General features: G+C 72.5%; 13 protein-coding genes. 9 read left to right on the plus strand and 4 right to left on the minus strand.

Annotated elements, in window-relative coordinates:
* Positions 1-22: 22 nt before the first annotated feature.
* Positions 23-844 (plus strand): aminoglycoside adenylyltransferase family protein, encoded by an 822-nt coding sequence (locus AC27LF_RS19590; protein WP_479657449.1) that lies wholly within the window; start codon positions 23-25, stop codon positions 842-844.
* On the opposite strand, the gene AC27LF_RS19595 is transcribed toward AC27LF_RS19590, so the two are convergent.
* Both AC27LF_RS19595 and AC27LF_RS19600 read right to left on the minus strand, forming a co-directional pair.
* Positions 816-1,400 carry a Uma2 family endonuclease gene (locus tag AC27LF_RS19595; RefSeq protein ID WP_479657448.1) on the minus strand — a complete coding sequence of 195 codons (585 nt, stop codon included), beginning with the start codon at positions 1,398-1,400 and terminating at the stop codon, positions 816-818. The two genes, AC27LF_RS19590 and AC27LF_RS19595, sit on opposite strands and share 29 nt — an antisense overlap.
* 88 nt (positions 1,401-1,488) lie before the next feature.
* A complete protein-coding gene (locus AC27LF_RS19600) occupies positions 1,489-2,172 on the minus strand; it encodes a GDSL-type esterase/lipase family protein (protein ID WP_479657447.1) in 684 nt (227 codons plus the stop codon).
* 88 nt (positions 2,173-2,260) lie between these two features.
* On the opposite strand from AC27LF_RS19600, the gene AC27LF_RS19605 reads away from it, so the two are divergent.
* Positions 2,261-3,235 carry a TolB-like translocation protein gene (locus tag AC27LF_RS19605; RefSeq protein WP_479657446.1) on the plus strand — a complete coding sequence of 325 codons (975 nt, stop codon included), beginning with the start codon at positions 2,261-2,263 and terminating at the stop codon, positions 3,233-3,235.
* A gap of 350 nt (positions 3,236-3,585) precedes the next feature.
* Positions 3,586-5,109 carry a cellulase family glycosylhydrolase gene (locus tag AC27LF_RS19610; protein ID WP_479657445.1) on the plus strand — a complete coding sequence of 508 codons (1,524 nt, stop codon included), beginning with the start codon at positions 3,586-3,588 and terminating at the stop codon, positions 5,107-5,109.
* A 92-nt stretch (positions 5,110-5,201) separates the two neighbouring features.
* Here the strand turns inward: AC27LF_RS19610 and serC are convergent, their stop codons facing one another.
* Complete coding sequence (gene serC, locus AC27LF_RS19615) at positions 5,202-6,320, minus strand: phosphoserine transaminase (RefSeq protein WP_479657444.1); 1,119 nt, start codon at positions 6,318-6,320, stop codon at positions 5,202-5,204.
* Between the two features lie 630 nt (positions 6,321-6,950).
* Here serC and AC27LF_RS19620 point away from each other — a divergent pair.
* From AC27LF_RS19620 to AC27LF_RS19645, 6 genes are all read left to right on the plus strand, one after another.
* Positions 6,951-9,842: an FAD-binding and (Fe-S)-binding domain-containing protein gene (locus AC27LF_RS19620; protein WP_479657443.1), complete on the plus strand. Its 2,892-nt coding sequence runs from the start codon at positions 6,951-6,953 to the stop codon at positions 9,840-9,842.
* Between the two features lie 4 nt (positions 9,843-9,846).
* Positions 9,847-10,602, plus strand: a complete 756-nt coding sequence (locus AC27LF_RS19625; protein WP_479657442.1) for a metallophosphoesterase family protein — start codon at positions 9,847-9,849, stop codon at positions 10,600-10,602.
* A gap of 154 nt (positions 10,603-10,756) precedes the next feature.
* Entirely contained in the window at positions 10,757-11,710 is a 954-nt protein-coding gene (locus AC27LF_RS19630) for an EamA family transporter (RefSeq protein ID WP_479657441.1), read from the plus strand.
* A gap of 517 nt (positions 11,711-12,227) precedes the next feature.
* Positions 12,228-12,401, plus strand: coding sequence for a hypothetical protein (locus tag AC27LF_RS19635; protein WP_479657440.1), 174 nt, complete (start codon positions 12,228-12,230; stop codon positions 12,399-12,401).
* 794 nt (positions 12,402-13,195) lie between these two features.
* Entirely contained in the window at positions 13,196-13,393 is a 198-nt protein-coding gene (locus AC27LF_RS19640; protein ID WP_479657439.1) for a hypothetical protein, read from the plus strand.
* A 357-nt stretch (positions 13,394-13,750) separates the two neighbouring features.
* Complete coding sequence (locus AC27LF_RS19645) at positions 13,751-15,031, plus strand: MFS transporter (protein ID WP_479657438.1); 1,281 nt, start codon at positions 13,751-13,753, stop codon at positions 15,029-15,031.
* Between the two features lie 29 nt (positions 15,032-15,060).
* On the opposite strand, the gene AC27LF_RS19650 is transcribed toward AC27LF_RS19645, so the two are convergent.
* Complete coding sequence (locus AC27LF_RS19650) at positions 15,061-15,399, minus strand: DUF397 domain-containing protein (RefSeq protein WP_479657437.1); 339 nt, start codon at positions 15,397-15,399, stop codon at positions 15,061-15,063.
* Positions 15,400-15,407: the final 8 nt, after the last annotated feature.

Below are 15,407 nucleotides of genomic sequence, written 5' to 3' on the forward strand. Positions count from 1 at the left end.
CGGGACACGGGGAGAGTGGCACATGTCCGGTGATGACGGCGTCGGCATCGTCGTACGGCTCGTTCGTCGTGTTCTCGGCGATGGCGTGCTCGGTATCTATCGGCACGGCTCCGCCACCCTGGGCGGTCTGCGTCCGGACAGCGATCTCGATGTGCTCGTCGTCGTACGTGAGCGGCTGACGGACGGTCAACGCCGGGAGCTGACCCGGGACTTGCTCAAGATCTCGGGCCGTGACGGGCGGCGCTACGTCGAGCTGACCGTCGTCGTCCAGTCGGACGTCCGCCCCTGGCGCCACCCGCCCGTCTGCGACTTCCTGTACGGCGACTGGCTGCGCCCCGACTTCGAGCGGGGCGCGGTGCCGGCCCGGGAGCCGAGCCCCGACCTCGCCCCGCTCCTCACCATGACCCTGCTGGCCGGCACACCGCCCCTCCAGGGCCCGCCGCCCGCCGACGTCCTCGACCCCGTTCCGCACGAGGACCTGCTGCGCGGCATCACCGCCGGCATCCCGGAACTGATGGCCGACATCGAGCACGACACCCGTAATGTCCTGCTCACCCTCGCCCGCATCTGGACCACCGTCGTCACCGGAACCGTATGTGCCAAGGACGCCGCCGCCGACTGGGTGCTCCCTCGGCTGCCCGAGCCGCACCGGCCGGCCCTGACGCTGGCCCGGGACGCGTACCTGGGCCGCACCGCGGACGACTGGACCGACCGTCTGCCGCAGGCCCGCGCGTGTGCCGAGCACATCCGGCTGGCGGTCGCGACGGCATCCGCCACGCATGACCGCGGCGTTCCCGAACGGTCCTGGTCCGGTCCTAGTCCGTGGGGAACTCGTCCGTGTTGAGGATGAGGTCGACCACCGTTCCGGTCAGGTCGATGTCGGTGCCGAAGTCCACCCTCGTCTGTACTGCGTAGTCATCGCCCTTGGGGTTGGTGTGGACGTGGCACCGCCTCTGGTAGGGGTCGACGATGACGTAGACGGGGACTTCGGCGACCGCGTACGCGGCCTTCTTGGGGCCGTAGTCGTTGGCGGCCGTGCCCTTGGAGATGACCTCGGCGACGAACTCGACGTCGCCGCACCGCCACAGGCCGCCGGGTGTCCGCTCGGCTCCCTCGGCCACGAGCGTGACGTCCGAGGCGAAGCCGTTGAGGTGGCCCGGGTAGTCGATGCGGACGTCCGACTTCACGCGCTTGCGCGGATACTTGGTGCGCAGTTGGTCGTAGATGTCGGCAATGATCTCCCAGTGCGTGTCCCGCTGCGGCGACATGAAGACGGCCCCCTCGACGATCTCGACCTTGTAACCCTCGGGGGTGGTTCGCTCCAGTGACTCGAACAGATTGTCCAGAGTCAGCTCTCCGTCTTCCTCAGCCATCTCGATCCTGTCTGCAAGGACGGTCATCGTGGCGCTCCTCCCCGGCCGCCCCACGGACAGGTGCGGCCGCGCGGTACAACGATACGCACCGTGACCAGGAGACGCCGTAAATCGGTCAACTTGTTCCGGCCGCGTACTGGTGCCCGATCCCCCACGCCCCCCACATCGCCCCCGCGAACGCCTCCGCCAGTTTGTGTTCGCCGCTCCGGTTCGGGTGGGTGCCGTCGTAGGTGTCCGTGTGGATGTCGTACGGCTCCGGTAGGGAGGCCAGCAGGAGCGGGGAGGACGGCTCGTCCAGGTCCGCCACCGCCTTCGCCAGCAGTTCGTTGAACCGGGTCACCTGGTCGGCGAAGTGCGGGTCCGTCGCGGCGCGGATGTTCGGGATGACCGGGAGCAGCACCATGCGGACGGCCGGGTCGGCCTCGCGCGCGGCGGCGACGAAGGCGCGGGCGTTGCGGGCGGTCTGCTCGGCGTCCGTGTAGAAGCCGAGGTCGATCAGGCCCAGCGAGACCAGCAGCACGTCCGGCCGGCGCTCGCGGATCGCCTCGCCGATCAGCGGGGCCATGTGCAGCCAGCCCTCGCCCCAGCCGGCCAGGTGGCCGCGGGGGAAGTCGGGCTCGGCGTAGGCGTAGGAGGTCGGCGCGTCCGCGGACTTGTCGTACAGCGTCTCCCGCGGGCCGACGAGCGTGAACGGGCCGCCGTACGTCGCGCACAGGTGCCGCCAGAGCCGGTAACGCCATGTGTGGTCGCCCGCGCTTCCGATGGTCATGGAATCACCGACGGGCATCAACCTGAGCATCCGCTCATGATGGTCGATCACGGCGGCGGGCGGGGTGTGAGGCCCACCACGTCGGGCCGGCCGCGGGCCGGGATGGCAGGCTTGGGTCATGCGTCGATCGTTGGCCCTCTTCGCCGGGGCCCTGCTCACGGGTGCCCTCGCCGTGCCGCCCGCCTCCGCGGCCGACGGTGACGGGGGGTTCACGATCCAGGACCCGCGGATCACCGAGTCCAGTGGCCTGGCCGCCTCCCGGCTGCACCCGGGCATCTACTGGACGCACAACGACAGCGACGACGGGCCGTACCTCTACGCCGTGGACGGCGCCACCGGCAGGACCGTCGCCACGGTGACGCTGAGCGGCATCGGTTCCCCGCGCGACGTCGAGGCGATCTCCATCGGACCCGGCAACCAGATCTACGTCGGTGACATCGGCGACAACCTCGACGGCTCGTGGCCGTACGTCTGGATCTACCGGCTGCCCGAGCCCAGGACGCTGAAGGACCAGACGATCCGCGCGACGCAGTACGTGGTGAAGTACGCGAACGGCGCGCGCAACGCGGAGTCGCTGGCCGTGCACCCCACAACGGGACGGGTGTACATCATCGACAAGAAGGAGGACGGCGGGCACCTGTACGAGGGGCCCGCGCGGCTGTCGGCGTCCGGCACCAACGTCTTCGAGCCGGTCGCGCCGGTCGACCTGTGGGCCACCGACGCCGCCTTCTCGCCGGACGGCCGGCAACTCGCGGTGCGCGGCTACTTCGGCGGGATCCTCTACGACTGGAACGGCGGCGACATCCGGCGCCGGCAGCGGCTCGACGTGCCCTTGCAGCGGCAGGGGGAGTCCGTGACCTACTCGGCGGACGGGACCAAGCTGCTGTACGGCAGCGAGGGCGCCGGTAGTTCGGTGACGGCCGAGGACGCGCCCGGGGGCGGCGGGGGCTCCGCCCCGTCCTCCGGTAACGGGCACGCCGCGGCCGGCGGGGCGGGCGGCGTGAGCGCCGGCTCCGGCCTGAAGGTCGCCGGGCTCGTCGCGGTGGCCGCCGTCGCCCTGCTCTGGCTGCGTCGGCTGCGCCGCCGCGACTGAGCGCGGGCGGCGCGTGCCGCGCATCTTGACGCGTGCATGGTGTGCCAGTTTGCTGGGTGGTGCGCGGTGCATGGGAGCGCTCCCATGAGTTCCGGGGCCGCGCCTCCCCGAGAGGACTCAGCCATATGTTCCGCTGCCATATGTCCGACCCACACGTGTCCGGGCCGCACGTGTCCGGCCCTCACGTGTCGGACCGGAACATGTCGGATCGGCACGTGTCCGACCGCTCTATGTTCGGCTGGCACACGTACGGCCGCCCTATGCTCGACCGCCGCGCGTCCGGCCGCTCTATGCCCGGCCGCCGCGCGTCCGGCCGCTCTATGGTCGGCCGCCACACGTCCGGCCGCCCCATGTCCCGCTTCCGCGGATGGCGAAGGGCGCTGTGTGCCGTCGCCGCGGCGCTCCTGTTACCGCTGTTCTCCCTGGCCGCCCTGGTCGCCGCCGGGCCCGCGCACGCCGCGGCCGACGCCGGGGCCGGCTACTGGCACACCAGCGGCCGGCAGATCCTGGACGCGGCCGGACAGCCGGTGCGCGTCGCCGGCATCAACTGGTTCGGCTTCGAGACCGGCAACCACGTCGTGCACGGCCTCTGGTCCCGCGACTACAAGAGCATGATCGACCAGATGAAGTCGCTCGGCTACAACACCATCCGGCTGCCCTACAGCGACGACATCCTCAAGTCCGGCACCGTCCCCGACAGCATCGACTTCTCCGGCGGCAAGAACGCCGACCTCCAGGGGCTCACCTCGCTCCAGGTCATGGACCGCATCGTGGCCCACGCGGGCCAGGACGGCATGAAGGTCATCCTCGACCGGCACCGCCCCGACTCCGGCGGCCAGTCGGCGCTCTGGTACACCGCAGCCGTCCCCGAGTCGACGTGGATCGCCAACCTCAAGGCGCTGGCGACCCGTTACCGGGGCCAGGACACCGTCATCGGCATCGACCTGCACAACGAGCCGCACGACCCCGCCTGCTGGGGCTGCGGCGACCAGGCCACCGACTGGCGGCTGGCCGCGCAGCGCGCCGGCGACGCCGTCCTGTCCGCCAACCCCGACCTGCTGGTCTTCGTCGAGGGCGTGCAGACGTACAACGGGGTCTCCGGGTGGTGGGGCGGCAACCTGATGGGCGTCGCCCAGTATCCGGTCCAGCTCGACGTGCCCAACCGGGTCGTGTACTCGGCCCACGACTACGCCACCAGCGTCGCCCAGCAGAGCTGGTTCAGCGACCCCACGTTCCCCGCCAACATGCCCGGCGTCTGGGACAGGTACTGGGGCTACATCTTCAAGCAGAACATCGCCCCCGTGTGGGTGGGTGAGTTCGGTACGACGCTCCAGTCCACCGTGGACCAGAAGTGGCTGGCCGCCCTGGTGGACTACCTCCGGCCGACGGCGGCGTACGGCGCCGACAGCTTCCACTGGACGTTCTGGTCGTGGAACCCCAACTCCGGTGACACCGGCGGCATCCTGAAGGACGACTGGACGACCGTGGACACCGTGAAGGACGGATACCTGGCGAGCGTCAAGGCGCCCGGCTTCCCGGGCGGCGGTGGCGACGACGACGGCGGCGGGAGCACGCCCGCGTGCAGCGCCGTCTACACCGTCAGCAGCGACTGGGGCAGCGGCTTCAACGCCGATGTGCGGATCACCAACACCGGCACCACCCCCATCACCTCCTGGAAGGTGACCTGGACGTGGAGCGGCGGGCAGCGGGTGACCTCCCTGTGGAACGCCACGTACACCCAGAGCGGGGCGAGCGTCACGGCGGTGAACGCCGCGCACAACGGGGCGATCGCCGCGGGCGGTTCGGCCGGTTTCGGTTTCGGCGGCGCGCCGGGCGGCGGCAGCGTGCCGAGCCTGACCTGCACGGCCACCTGACCGGCCCGCACGAGCGAAGGGCGCCCGGCGACGAAGCACCGGGCGCCCGTGCGCCGTACCGGAAGCGGCGGGTCAGCGCCGTACGGAAGCGGTCAGAGCTTTTCGATCACGTAGTCCACGCAGCGGGTCAGCGCCTCGACGTCCGCCGGGTCGACGGCCGGGAACATCGCGATGCGCAGCTGGTTGCGGCCGAGCTTGCGGTACGGCTCGGTGTCGACGATGCCGTTGGCGCGCAGCACCTTGGCGACGGCCGCCGCGTCGATGTCGTCGGCGAAGTCGATCGTGCCGACGACCTGGGAGCGCTTGGCCGCCTCGGCGACGAACGGGGTGGCGTACTTGGACTCCTCCGCCCAGGAGTACAGGCGGGTCGAGGAGTCCTTGGTGCGGGCCGTGGACCAGGCGAGGCCGCCCTGGCCGTTGAGCCATTCCAGCTGCTGGTTCAGCAGGAACAGGGTGGCCAGCGCCGGGGTGTTGTACGTCTGGTTCTTGCGCGAGTTGTCGATCGCCGTGGGCAGCGAGAAGAACTCGGGGACGTGCCGGCCGCTCGCGTGGATCCGCTCGGCGCGCTCGATCGCCGCCGGGGAGAACACGCCGATCCACAGGCCGCCGTCGGAGGCGAAGGACTTCTGCGGGGCGAAGTAGTAGACGTCGGTCTCGGCGATGTCGACCGGGAGGCCGCCGGCGCCGCTGGTCGCGTCCACCAGCACCAGCGCGCCCTCGTCGGCGCCGGCCACCCGCCTGATCGGCATGGCGACACCGGTCGAGGTCTCGTTGTGCGTGAAGGCGTAGACGTCGACGCCCGCCTCGGCCCGTGCCTCCGGGTGGGTGCCGGGGTCGGTGGCGATGACCGTGGGCTCGGCCAGCCACGGCGCCAGCTTGGCGGCCTTGGCGAACTTGGACGAGAACTCGCCGAACGTGAGGTGCTGCGACTTGTTCTCGATCAGCCCGTGGGTGGCGATGTCCCAGAACGCGGTGGAGCCGCCGTTGCCGAGGACGACCTCGTAGCCGTCCGGGAGCGAGAACAGGGCGCCGATGCCCTCGCGCACCTGGCCGACCAGGTTCTTCACCGGGGCCTGGCGGTGGGAGGTGCCCAGCAGGGACGTACCGGTGGCGGCCAGCGCGTCCAGCGCCTCCACCCGGACCTTGGAGGGACCCGCGCCGAACCGACCGTCCGCGGGCTTGATGTCAGCAGGAATCTGGATCTCAGCCACGAGGTGAGGTTAGCCGCGGAAGAAACCCGGGCGAAACCTCGTCCGTCGGCTGAGACGGCGTTTCGGACGACGCGCCCTCGCGTGGCCGACACCCGTGCGCGGGGGCCCGGCACCGGCGCGCACGCCCACCGGCTCCGCGCCGGTGACGGCTTCGGCGCCGCGCGGCGCCGATGATCCGATGGGCGCCCCGGCCCTTGGCGGCGACCCGATGGCCGCCCCGCGACCCCCGTTCGCACGCCCGACTGCCCCCTGCGAACGCGGCCCCGGGCTCCATTCGTGCCCGAGGGTCCCGGCGGCGCGGCTCGCCCACATTCACGGTGCTCCCCGCGGCGCCCGGCGGGGCGGATCCCAGCGGATTCCAGGGGGCCCTGGCTTCCCGTGCGCGCCCGAGGATCTGGCGCCGTGCTCGAAGGCTTCCGCGTCCGCGCCCGAAAGGGTCGGCTCCGGTGGGTGTGGGCCACGCCCATGTGCCCGCGCCCCATCCCCGCCTGGGGCCCCGGCTCCCGTGCCCGTCCTCGGAGTGCTCGGCGTCCGCCGTGCAGGCCCCGTGCCCCGTGTGTGGGGGTGCTGGGGCAAGCGCCTGCGTTCCGGTGGCTGCCGTGCTCGCCGGGCGGCTGGTTTGCTGGGGGTATGACGGATCTTGCGGTCGAGCTGCGCGGGGCCGTCCGGGGTGAGGTCGCCTTCGACGTCACGTCCCGGGCGCTGACGACCATGGACGCCTCCAACTACCGGCGGATCCCGCTCGGGGTGGTGGCCCCGCGGGACGCCGACGACGTCGCCGCCGTCCTCGACGTGTGCCGGGCACGCGGCGTGCCGGTGGTGGCCCGCGGCGGCGGTACGTCGATCGCCGGGCAGGCCACCGGCACCGGCGTGGTGCTGGACTTCACCCGCCATATGAACCGGGTCCTGGACATCGACCCCGGCACCCGCACCGCCGTCGTCCAGCCCGGCCTGGTCCTCGACCGGCTCCAGGAGGCCGCGGCACCGCACGGCCTGCGCTTCGGCCCCGACCCGTCCACCCACGGCCGGTGCACGCTCGGCGGGATGATCGGCAACAACTCCTGCGGCGCGCACTCGGTGGCCTGGGGCACCACCGCGGACAACGTCCGGGAACTGGAGGTGTGCACCGCCCGCGGTGAACGGCTGCGGCCGGGACCGGACTGGGCGGGCGCCCCGCAGGGCCTGCGCGCCCTGGTGGAGGGCGAGCTGGCGCTGCTGCGCACCGGCTTCCCCGAACTGCCCCGCCGTATCTCCGGGTACGCCCTGGACGCGCTGCTGCCCGAGCGCGGCGCCGACGTCGCCCGCTGCTTCTGCGGCTCGGAGGGCACGCTGGGCGTGCTGACCCAGGCGGTCGTACGGCTCGTCGAGGACCCACGCGCGCGTGCCCTGGCCGTGCTCGGCTACCCCGACGAGAGCGCCGCGGCCGACGCCGCCGCGGGCCTGCTGGTGCACCGGCCGCTCACCGTGGAGGGCATGGCGGCCGACCTGGTGCCCTCGACTGCCGGGCTGCCCCGGGGCGGGGCCTGGCTGTTCGTGGAGACCGGCGGCGACTCGGCGGCCGAGGCACGCGCGCGTGCGGAGGGGATCGTCCGCGCGGCCGACGCCGTCGACGCGCTCGTCGTCACCGACCCCGGCGCCCAGCGGGCCCTGTGGCGGGTCCGGGAGGACGCGAGCGGCACGGCGACCCGGATGCCGGACGGCACGGAGGCATGGCCCGGCTGGGAGGACTGCGCGGTGCCGCCCGCCCGGCTCGGCGCCTACCTGCGGGACTTCCGCGCGCTGCTGGCCGCGCACGGGCTGCGCGGCACGCCCTACGGGCACTTCGGTGACGGCTGCATCCATGTCCGCGTCGACTTCGACCTGCTGACCGAGGCCGGCGTCGGCCGCTTCCGGTCCTTCTCCGAACAGGTCGCCGACCTGGTCGTGGCGCACGGCGGCTCGCTGTCCGGGGAGCACGGGGACGGGCAGGCGCGGGCCGAACTGCTCCCGAAGATGTACGGCACCCGGCTCGTCGGCCTCTTCGAGCGGGCCAAGGCCGTATGGGACCCCGACGGCCTGCTCAACCCGGGCATCCTGGTCCGCCCCGCACCCCTCGACGCGAACCTCCGCTTCGCCGCCCTGCCCCGCGAACCCGTCCCCGTCGCCTTCGGCTACCCCGGCGACGGCGGCGACTTCTCCGCGGCCGTACGCCGCTGCGTGGGCGTCGCCAAGTGCCGTACGACGACGGCGGCCGGCGCCTCCGTCATGTGCCCCTCTTTCCGGGCGACCGGCGAGGAGGCGCACTCCACGCGCGGGCGTGCCCGGCTGCTGCACGAGATGCTGGCCGGCGAACTGGTCACGGACGGCTGGCGCTCCACGGAGGTCCGGGACGCGCTGGACCTGTGCCTGTCCTGCAAGGGCTGCCGCTCGGACTGTCCGGTCGGGGTCGACATGGCCACCTACAAGGCCGAGTTCCTGCACCACCACTACGCCGGACGGCGCCGCCCGGCGGCCCACTACACGATGGGCCGGCTGCCCATGTGGCTGCGCTGGGTGGCGCGCGCCCACATGGCGCCCGCCCTCAACGCGCTCGCCGCCGTACGGCCCCTCGCCCGCCTGGCCAAGCGGGCGGCCGGGATCGCGGCCGAACGGGACCTGCCGCGGCTGGCAGGACAGCCGTTCGGCCGCTGGTGGCGGCGGCACGAGCAGGCCCCGGCGGACGGCGGTGACCTCGTCGTGCTGTGGCCGGACACCTTCACCGAGCACTTCTCGCCCGCGGTGGGCCGGTCGGCCGTCCGCGTGCTGGAGGCCGCCGGACTGCGCGTGGCCCTCCCGCCGACCCTGCACCTGGCGGCGCCCCCGGTGGGCGGCGGCAGGCGGGCCGGCCTGAACCCGCTCGCGATCCTCCGGGGCCGGGGCCGGGTCTGCTGCGGGCTGACCTACGTCTCCACGGGCCAGCTCGACCGGGCCCGCGCGGTGCTGCGCCGCACCCTGGACCTGATGGAGCCGGTGCTGCGGGCCGCCGTGCCCGTCGTCGTCCTGGAACCCAGCTGTGCCGCCGCCCTCCGCACCGACCTGCCCGAACTGCTCCACGACGACCCGCGCGCGGCCCGCCTGGCGGCGGCCGTCGTCACCTTCGCCGAGGCACTGGAGCGGTACGCGCCCGACTGGAGCCCGCCCGCGGTGGACCGGCCCGTGGCCGGCCAGACCCACTGCCACCAGCACGCCGTGCTCGGCGACGCGGCCGAGCGGCGGCTGCGCGAGGCCGCGGGCCTGACCGGCGACCTCAGCGGCGGCTGCTGCGGTCTGGCGGGCGACTTCGGCTTCGAGAAAGGGCATTACGAGGTGTCCGTGGCCTGCGCGGAGGAACGCCTGCTGCCCTCCGTACGCGAGGCCGCCGAGTCCGCCAAGGACACGGTGATCCTGGCGGACGGCTTCTCCTGCCGCACCCAGCTGGCGCAGCTGGCCGGGGTCCGCGGGCGGCACCTGGCGGAGGTGCTGGCCGCGGCCCTGGACGACGCCGGGGACGCCGGGGAAAGGTGAGCGCATGCCCTTCGACCGTGTCGCCGTGCTCTCGGACATCCACGGCGTGCTCCCCGCCCTGGAGGCCGTCCTCGCCGAGCCCGACGTGATGGCCGCCGACCGCGTCGTGCTCACCGGTGATCTCGCGGCCGGTCCCCAGCCGGCCGAGGTGATCGACCTGCTGCGGGCGCAGGGCGAGCGGGTCCTGTGGGTCTCGGGCAACGCGGACCGCGAACTGGTGGAGTTCCGGCGCGGCGCACGCGACGGCATCCCCGACCCCATCGCCCCGTTCGCCGCCGAAGCCCTGCGCGCCGACCAGGTCGACCTGCTGGCCGGTCTGCCCACGTCCCTGACCCTCGACGTCACCGGCCTCGGCCCGGTCCTGTTCTGCCACGCCACACCCCGCGACGACGAGGAGGTCGTGCTCGTCGACTCCCGTCCCGAGCGCTGGGCGGAGGTCTTCACCGGCCTCGACCCCGCCGTCCGCACCGTGGTCTGCGGTCACACACACATGCCCTATGTGCGCCTGGCCCATGGCCGCCTGGTCGTCAATCCCGGCAGTGTCGGCATGCCCTACGGCCGGTCCGGCGCCCACTGGTGCCTGCTCGGCCCCGGCGCCGACCTGCGGGTCACGCCGTACGACATCCCGGCCGCCGTCGCCCGCCTGGTCGCCGAGTGCGCCTACCCGGACATCGCCGCCTGGGCCGACTACTTCCTGCACGCGCGGGCCACGGACACCGAGGTGCTGGAGCAGTTCGGGCCCCGGGACGGGCGGCGCTGAGGCCGCCGGCGGTTCGGCCCGGGGGACGAGCACCGGCTCGTCTCAGCATCCAGGACAGTTGCATAAGGGGTTCACACCCCTGACGGAAGTCAACTACTCTGGACCCGAAAGTACATCATGATGAACGCCCTCTGATCGATCCCCTGGACCGCCCGTGACCACCCGCAGCGCCTCCACGCCGACCTCCGCCTCGACCACCGCCCCGCCCGGGGCCGCCCCCGCGCAGGGCGCGGCACCGCGCCGGTTCGGGGCGCTCGGACTCGTCATCTCCGGCTGCATCTCGGTCCAGTTCGGCGCGGCGCTCGCCGTGACCCTGATGCCGCGCGCCGGCGCCTTCGGCGTGGTGACGCTGCGGCTGCTCGCGGCGGCCGTGGTGCTGCTCGTGGTGTGCCGGCCCCGGCTGCGCGGCCACTCGCGCACCGACTGGGGCACCGTGATCGTCTTCGGCATCACCATGGCCGCGATGAACGGCCTGTTCTACCAGGCCGCCGACCGCATCCCGCTGGGCGCCGCGGTCACCCTGGAGGTGCTGGGCCCGCTGGCCCTGTCGGTACTGGCCTCCCGCCGGGCGATCAACGCCGTCTGGGCTGCCCTCGCACTCGCCGGCGTCTTTCTGCTGGGCGGCGGGAGCTTCGCCGACCTCGACCCACTGGGCGTCGCCTTCGCGCTCGGGGCGGGGGCCATGTGGGCGACCTACATCGTCTTCAGCGCCCGTACGGGCCGCCGCTTCCCGCAGGCCGACGGGCTCGCCCTGGCCATGGCGGTGGCGGCGCTGGTGTTCCTGCCGCTGGGCATCGCCGAGTCGGGCAGCAGGCTCCTGAACCCGACCACCGTGGCGCTGGGCTCTGCGGTGGCGGTGCTCTCCTCCGTCCTGCCCTACACCTTCGAACTCCTCGCCCTGCGCCGCCTGCCCGCCTCCACCTTCGCCATCCTGATGAGCCTGGAACCGGCCCTAGCCGCCGCCGCGGGCTTCCTGATCCTCGGCCAGTCCCTGACCGTGACCCAGTCCCTGGCCATCGCCCTGGTCATCGCGGCCAGCATGGGCGCGGTCCGCACCCAAGTTGGCCGCGGCAAGGCAAAGCCCGAACCGGAACTCCCACCGGCCTGACGATGGGGCGTACTCACTGCGTGGCGTGCGCCAGGAAGTCGGCCCAGGCGGTGGGGGACGTCACCGACAGTGGGAGCGGCTGCGAATCCGGGGCGGCACTTCCCTGCGGTGCAGGCCGATCGTTGCGATGCAGGACACGTGGGCGAGGCTTGTCGAATCCCGCCGCCCGCACCGCGCCGACGCCGTCCGAGAGCGCCGCCACCCACCTCTGGACCGCGCCAACTACGCAGCGGGTGTCGCCAAGTGAGGGCCGCAGGTGCAGGTCTGCTCCCGCATGCCGCCGGACCCGCACGGTCCGCATCTGTTTCTCCTGCGGGACAGTGTCGGCCCGGTCCGGGAAGGCGAGCGGACGACGAGTCCGCCGGTGTGTGTGCCGTGCGCCGGGATCTCCATCCAGGTCTGCCGGGCCCTGCGCGGGGGGCGGTTCGTGGCGGCGTGGGCGCGGCGCGTGCCCGCGTGGGGTGTGGTCGGTCCCCTCCACCACCCCGTGACGCTTCAGCCGATCCCTGGGTGTCACATGGAGCAGGTGAAGTACGGGTCGGAGTGGGCTCCGTGGGTCCGGGCCGCTCGCACGATGGTGGAGCTGCGCGGGGTGACACCGGCGGACCTGGACCGGGAGTTCGCGGCCCTCGGGCGGGACCGCCTGGAGGAGGAGTTCGCCCGGGTCGCAGCACTGGCGACGGTCGTCTGACGGCGGTCGCTTCTCACCGCACGCACTCATCACGCATCGCTGAGGAACGTTCGACCTCGGGTATTCAGCTACGCCTTCGGCGGTGGCTCGGTTCTGACGCCCTGACAGCAGAAGGGTGCCCCTTGCGATTGGAGCCCGACACCCCCGCAGCGCATGCGAAGGCCGCTGCACCGACCGGCCGAACTAACCAGGGCAAGACGCCGGATGAGCGGGACCGATCAGGCCGCAGACGAATCGAGGTTGAACTTCGTGTCCCAGGCCACCGTTTGCGACACCGAGGGCAAGATCTATGCCCGGGTTGACGACCCGGTGATTCGATCGCCGGCAGCGCCGTAACACGCCGGCGACGGCTCGGGCCGTCTGTGGGCCGTGTCGGGTGCCGCTGGTGAAGAGAGGGCCGGGCTCTCGCATACCCGAGGGGATGCCGAAAATCCGATAAACCCTCACACCGCTCACCGCCAGGTCCTACCGAACCTGAATATCATTCATGAATGAGCCGGGAGCCGCTGCCTTCGGCGCGGGTGTGACCGCCCTGGGCACCGGTGGCAACAGTCACGTCTGCACCTGCTCGGCAGGCCATGTGAAGGAGTCGGTGCGCTCGGTCATTGCGTGGTCACACCGGTGAAGGCGCATGTCGATCCGCGTCCCCTCCGGGGCCCGCACGGCTGGCCGCCCCATGGCCGGCCTGCTTTGATCCTTCGCGTAGCGCCGACTCGCGGGGACGCATTCCGGTACCGGGAGCCGAGCGAGCGAACGCTGCCATTCAAAAGTGCTCATTCGAAGGGAACCGCGTGATGAACCTCGCCCCCCAGGTTGCGACGGCCGAGATCTCCGACGCCGACTTGGACAACGTCTCCGGCGGCCTCGCGGTCGGCGGGTCCGGCGGTCTCTACCTTGAGACGCCGACCGCAGCCATCACCTCCGACCTCCTGGCCATCGCCACCCCCGAGGGCGTTGCGGCGGGCGCGGCCGTCCACACTGCCGCGCGCTGACAGCAGCGTCCAGCACCGATGGGTCCCGGGTCTCCTGATCCGGGACCCTAGTGGTCTTTGCCGCGCAGCCGGCGGGAGGGACGCCGGACCGCTCCTGCCGCAACACCCGGGATCACTTCGCGGGCCGCCACCCGTGACACGCAGGACCTGGAACGCGCTGAACACAGGGACAGGGCCGTTTACCCCGCGGGTGGCGGGACCACCGCCATGTTCGCCTCGTTCACCTCGCAGCGTTTCGAGCGGAGTTCACGTGCACCGTTGTGCCATGCCCACGGTTTGGACGACTGTGACGTTCTCCTCGGCGTGAGCGGCGGGCAACGCCCCGTCCGTCCGTGCACGCCCAGCGAAAGCCCCCACGTGACCGTCTCCTTGCACGAGGTCCAACCGGCCGGCCGGCACGCTGCCATCCCCGCGGGCAGCCTGTTCCGGCGTATCTACGCACCGCGCGCCTGCGACGCCCTCGCCTACTCCATGTCGACCTATGCCATGCCGCTCGTCGTGCTGGCCACCACCGGCTCCGCGTCCCTGACCGGCCTGGCCTTCGCACTGGAGTGGATACCCCGGGTGGCCGCGTTCGGCCTCGCCGGCGCCCTGGTGGATCGCAGCGGCGCGGCGATCGTGTGCTTCATCGCCTCGCTCGCCCGCGCCCTGCTGGTGGCGGGCGCCGCTGCCGTGCTGGTCGTACTGCCGCCGGGTACGGCCGAGACCGTCACCGTCATGGCCCTGGCCGCCGTGACCGGGGCGCTGACACAGTTCAGCTTCATCGCCAACGAGGCGGTCGGCGCCATCGTCAGCCGCCGCACCGACAGGCAGGCCCACAAGGTGCAGTCGGTGCTGATCGGCATCGACCAGACGGCCACCCTCATCGGCCCGGCCCTGGGCGGTGCCCTCCTGCTCACCGGCCCGACGCGCATGCTGGCGTGCTTGAGCGTGCTGTCCTTCCTGTCCGCCGGACTCGCCCTGCAGACCCCGCCCACACCCCTGCGCGCCGCGCGCCGCGGCGGACCGGCGCCGGGCGGTGGCCTGCGGGAAGGCTGGGAAACCCTGCGCTCCCTGCCGTCCCTGCGACGGCTCGTGGCCGGACTGGCCTGCTCCAACCTCATGCTCGGACTGCTGCAATCGGCCAGCCCCGTCCTCGTGGAGGACCGTTTCGGCCGGTCCGCGGCTGCCGTCGGCGCGCTCTGGTCGATCGCCGCCGCCACCACCTTGATCGCGGTCGCCTGCTGCCGGGCCGGCCTTGACCGGCTCGGCCTGTGGGGGGTCGGCGTCATCAGCGCAACCGTCGCGGCCGCCACCTGCCTCGCCGTGCCCCAGGCCCCGTCCTACACCGGCTATGTGGCCCTCGTGGCCCTCTTCATGGCCGCCGACGGAGGGCTCACCATCGTCCTGCGCACCCTCCGCTCGCTGATCATCCCGCCCGCGGCCTTCGGCACGACCCTCTCCCTGACCATCCTGCTCCTGCTGCTGCCCTTCCCCATCGCGGGCATCCTGCTCGCCCTCACCCCGCCGCCGTACCTGGGCAGCCTCATCGGGGCGTGCGCCCTGGTGCAGGCGCTCACCCTGCTCGTCACCTTCTTGGTCCTGCGCAACGACCCGATACTCCGCTCCACCACAGCCCCGGCCCGCCACGAGGCCTGATCCGGCCGTTCAACCTCATGTGACCGGGGTCACTGCGTGGCGTGAGCCAGGAAGTCGGCCCAGGCGGTGGGGGAGAAGGTCACATGGGGGCCGGTGGGCTGCTTGGAGTCGCGGACGGCTATGTGGGGGCTGAGGTCGGCGACTTCGACGCAAGCGCCGCCGTTATCGCCGCTGTACGACGACTTGTGCCAGGCGGCGGTGCCGAGGGGCGCGCATTCCACACACTCGCCTCCGGTGCCGCCGCTGAACGAGGACTTGCGCCAGGTGAGGGCGCCGAGGGGCGTGCACTCGACGCATTCGCCGCCGGTGTCGCCGCTGTGGGACGACTTACGCCAGTGGGCTCCCGTGAGATTCCGGTTGTTCCGCATGGCGTTCC

This window comes from Streptomyces diversicolor (assembly GCF_057537855.1).

What these genes read in the sequence shown, in the direction of transcription:
- AC27LF_RS19590 (WP_479657449.1), top strand. Translation starts at nt 23, where the DNA reads ATGTCCGGTGATGACGGCGTCGGCATCGTCGTACGGCTCGTTCGTCGT.
- AC27LF_RS19595 (WP_479657448.1), bottom strand. Translation starts at nt 1,400, where the DNA reads ATGACCGTCCTTGCAGACAGGATCGAGATGGCTGAGGAAGACGGAGAG.
- AC27LF_RS19640 (WP_479657439.1), top strand. Translation starts at nt 13,196, where the DNA reads ATGAACCTCGCCCCCCAGGTTGCGACGGCCGAGATCTCCGACGCCGAC.
- AC27LF_RS19600 (WP_479657447.1), bottom strand. Translation starts at nt 2,172, where the DNA reads ATGCTCAGGTTGATGCCCGTCGGTGATTCCATGACCATCGGAAGCGCG.
- AC27LF_RS19605 (WP_479657446.1), top strand. Translation starts at nt 2,261, where the DNA reads ATGCGTCGATCGTTGGCCCTCTTCGCCGGGGCCCTGCTCACGGGTGCC.
- AC27LF_RS19625 (WP_479657442.1), top strand. Translation starts at nt 9,847, where the DNA reads ATGCCCTTCGACCGTGTCGCCGTGCTCTCGGACATCCACGGCGTGCTC.
- AC27LF_RS19620 (WP_479657443.1), top strand. Translation starts at nt 6,951, where the DNA reads ATGACGGATCTTGCGGTCGAGCTGCGCGGGGCCGTCCGGGGTGAGGTC.
- AC27LF_RS19635 (WP_479657440.1), top strand. Translation starts at nt 12,228, where the DNA reads ATGGAGCAGGTGAAGTACGGGTCGGAGTGGGCTCCGTGGGTCCGGGCC.
- AC27LF_RS19650 (WP_479657437.1), bottom strand. Translation starts at nt 15,399, where the DNA reads ATGCGGAACAACCGGAATCTCACGGGAGCCCACTGGCGTAAGTCGTCC.
- AC27LF_RS19610 (WP_479657445.1), top strand. Translation starts at nt 3,586, where the DNA reads ATGTCCCGCTTCCGCGGATGGCGAAGGGCGCTGTGTGCCGTCGCCGCG.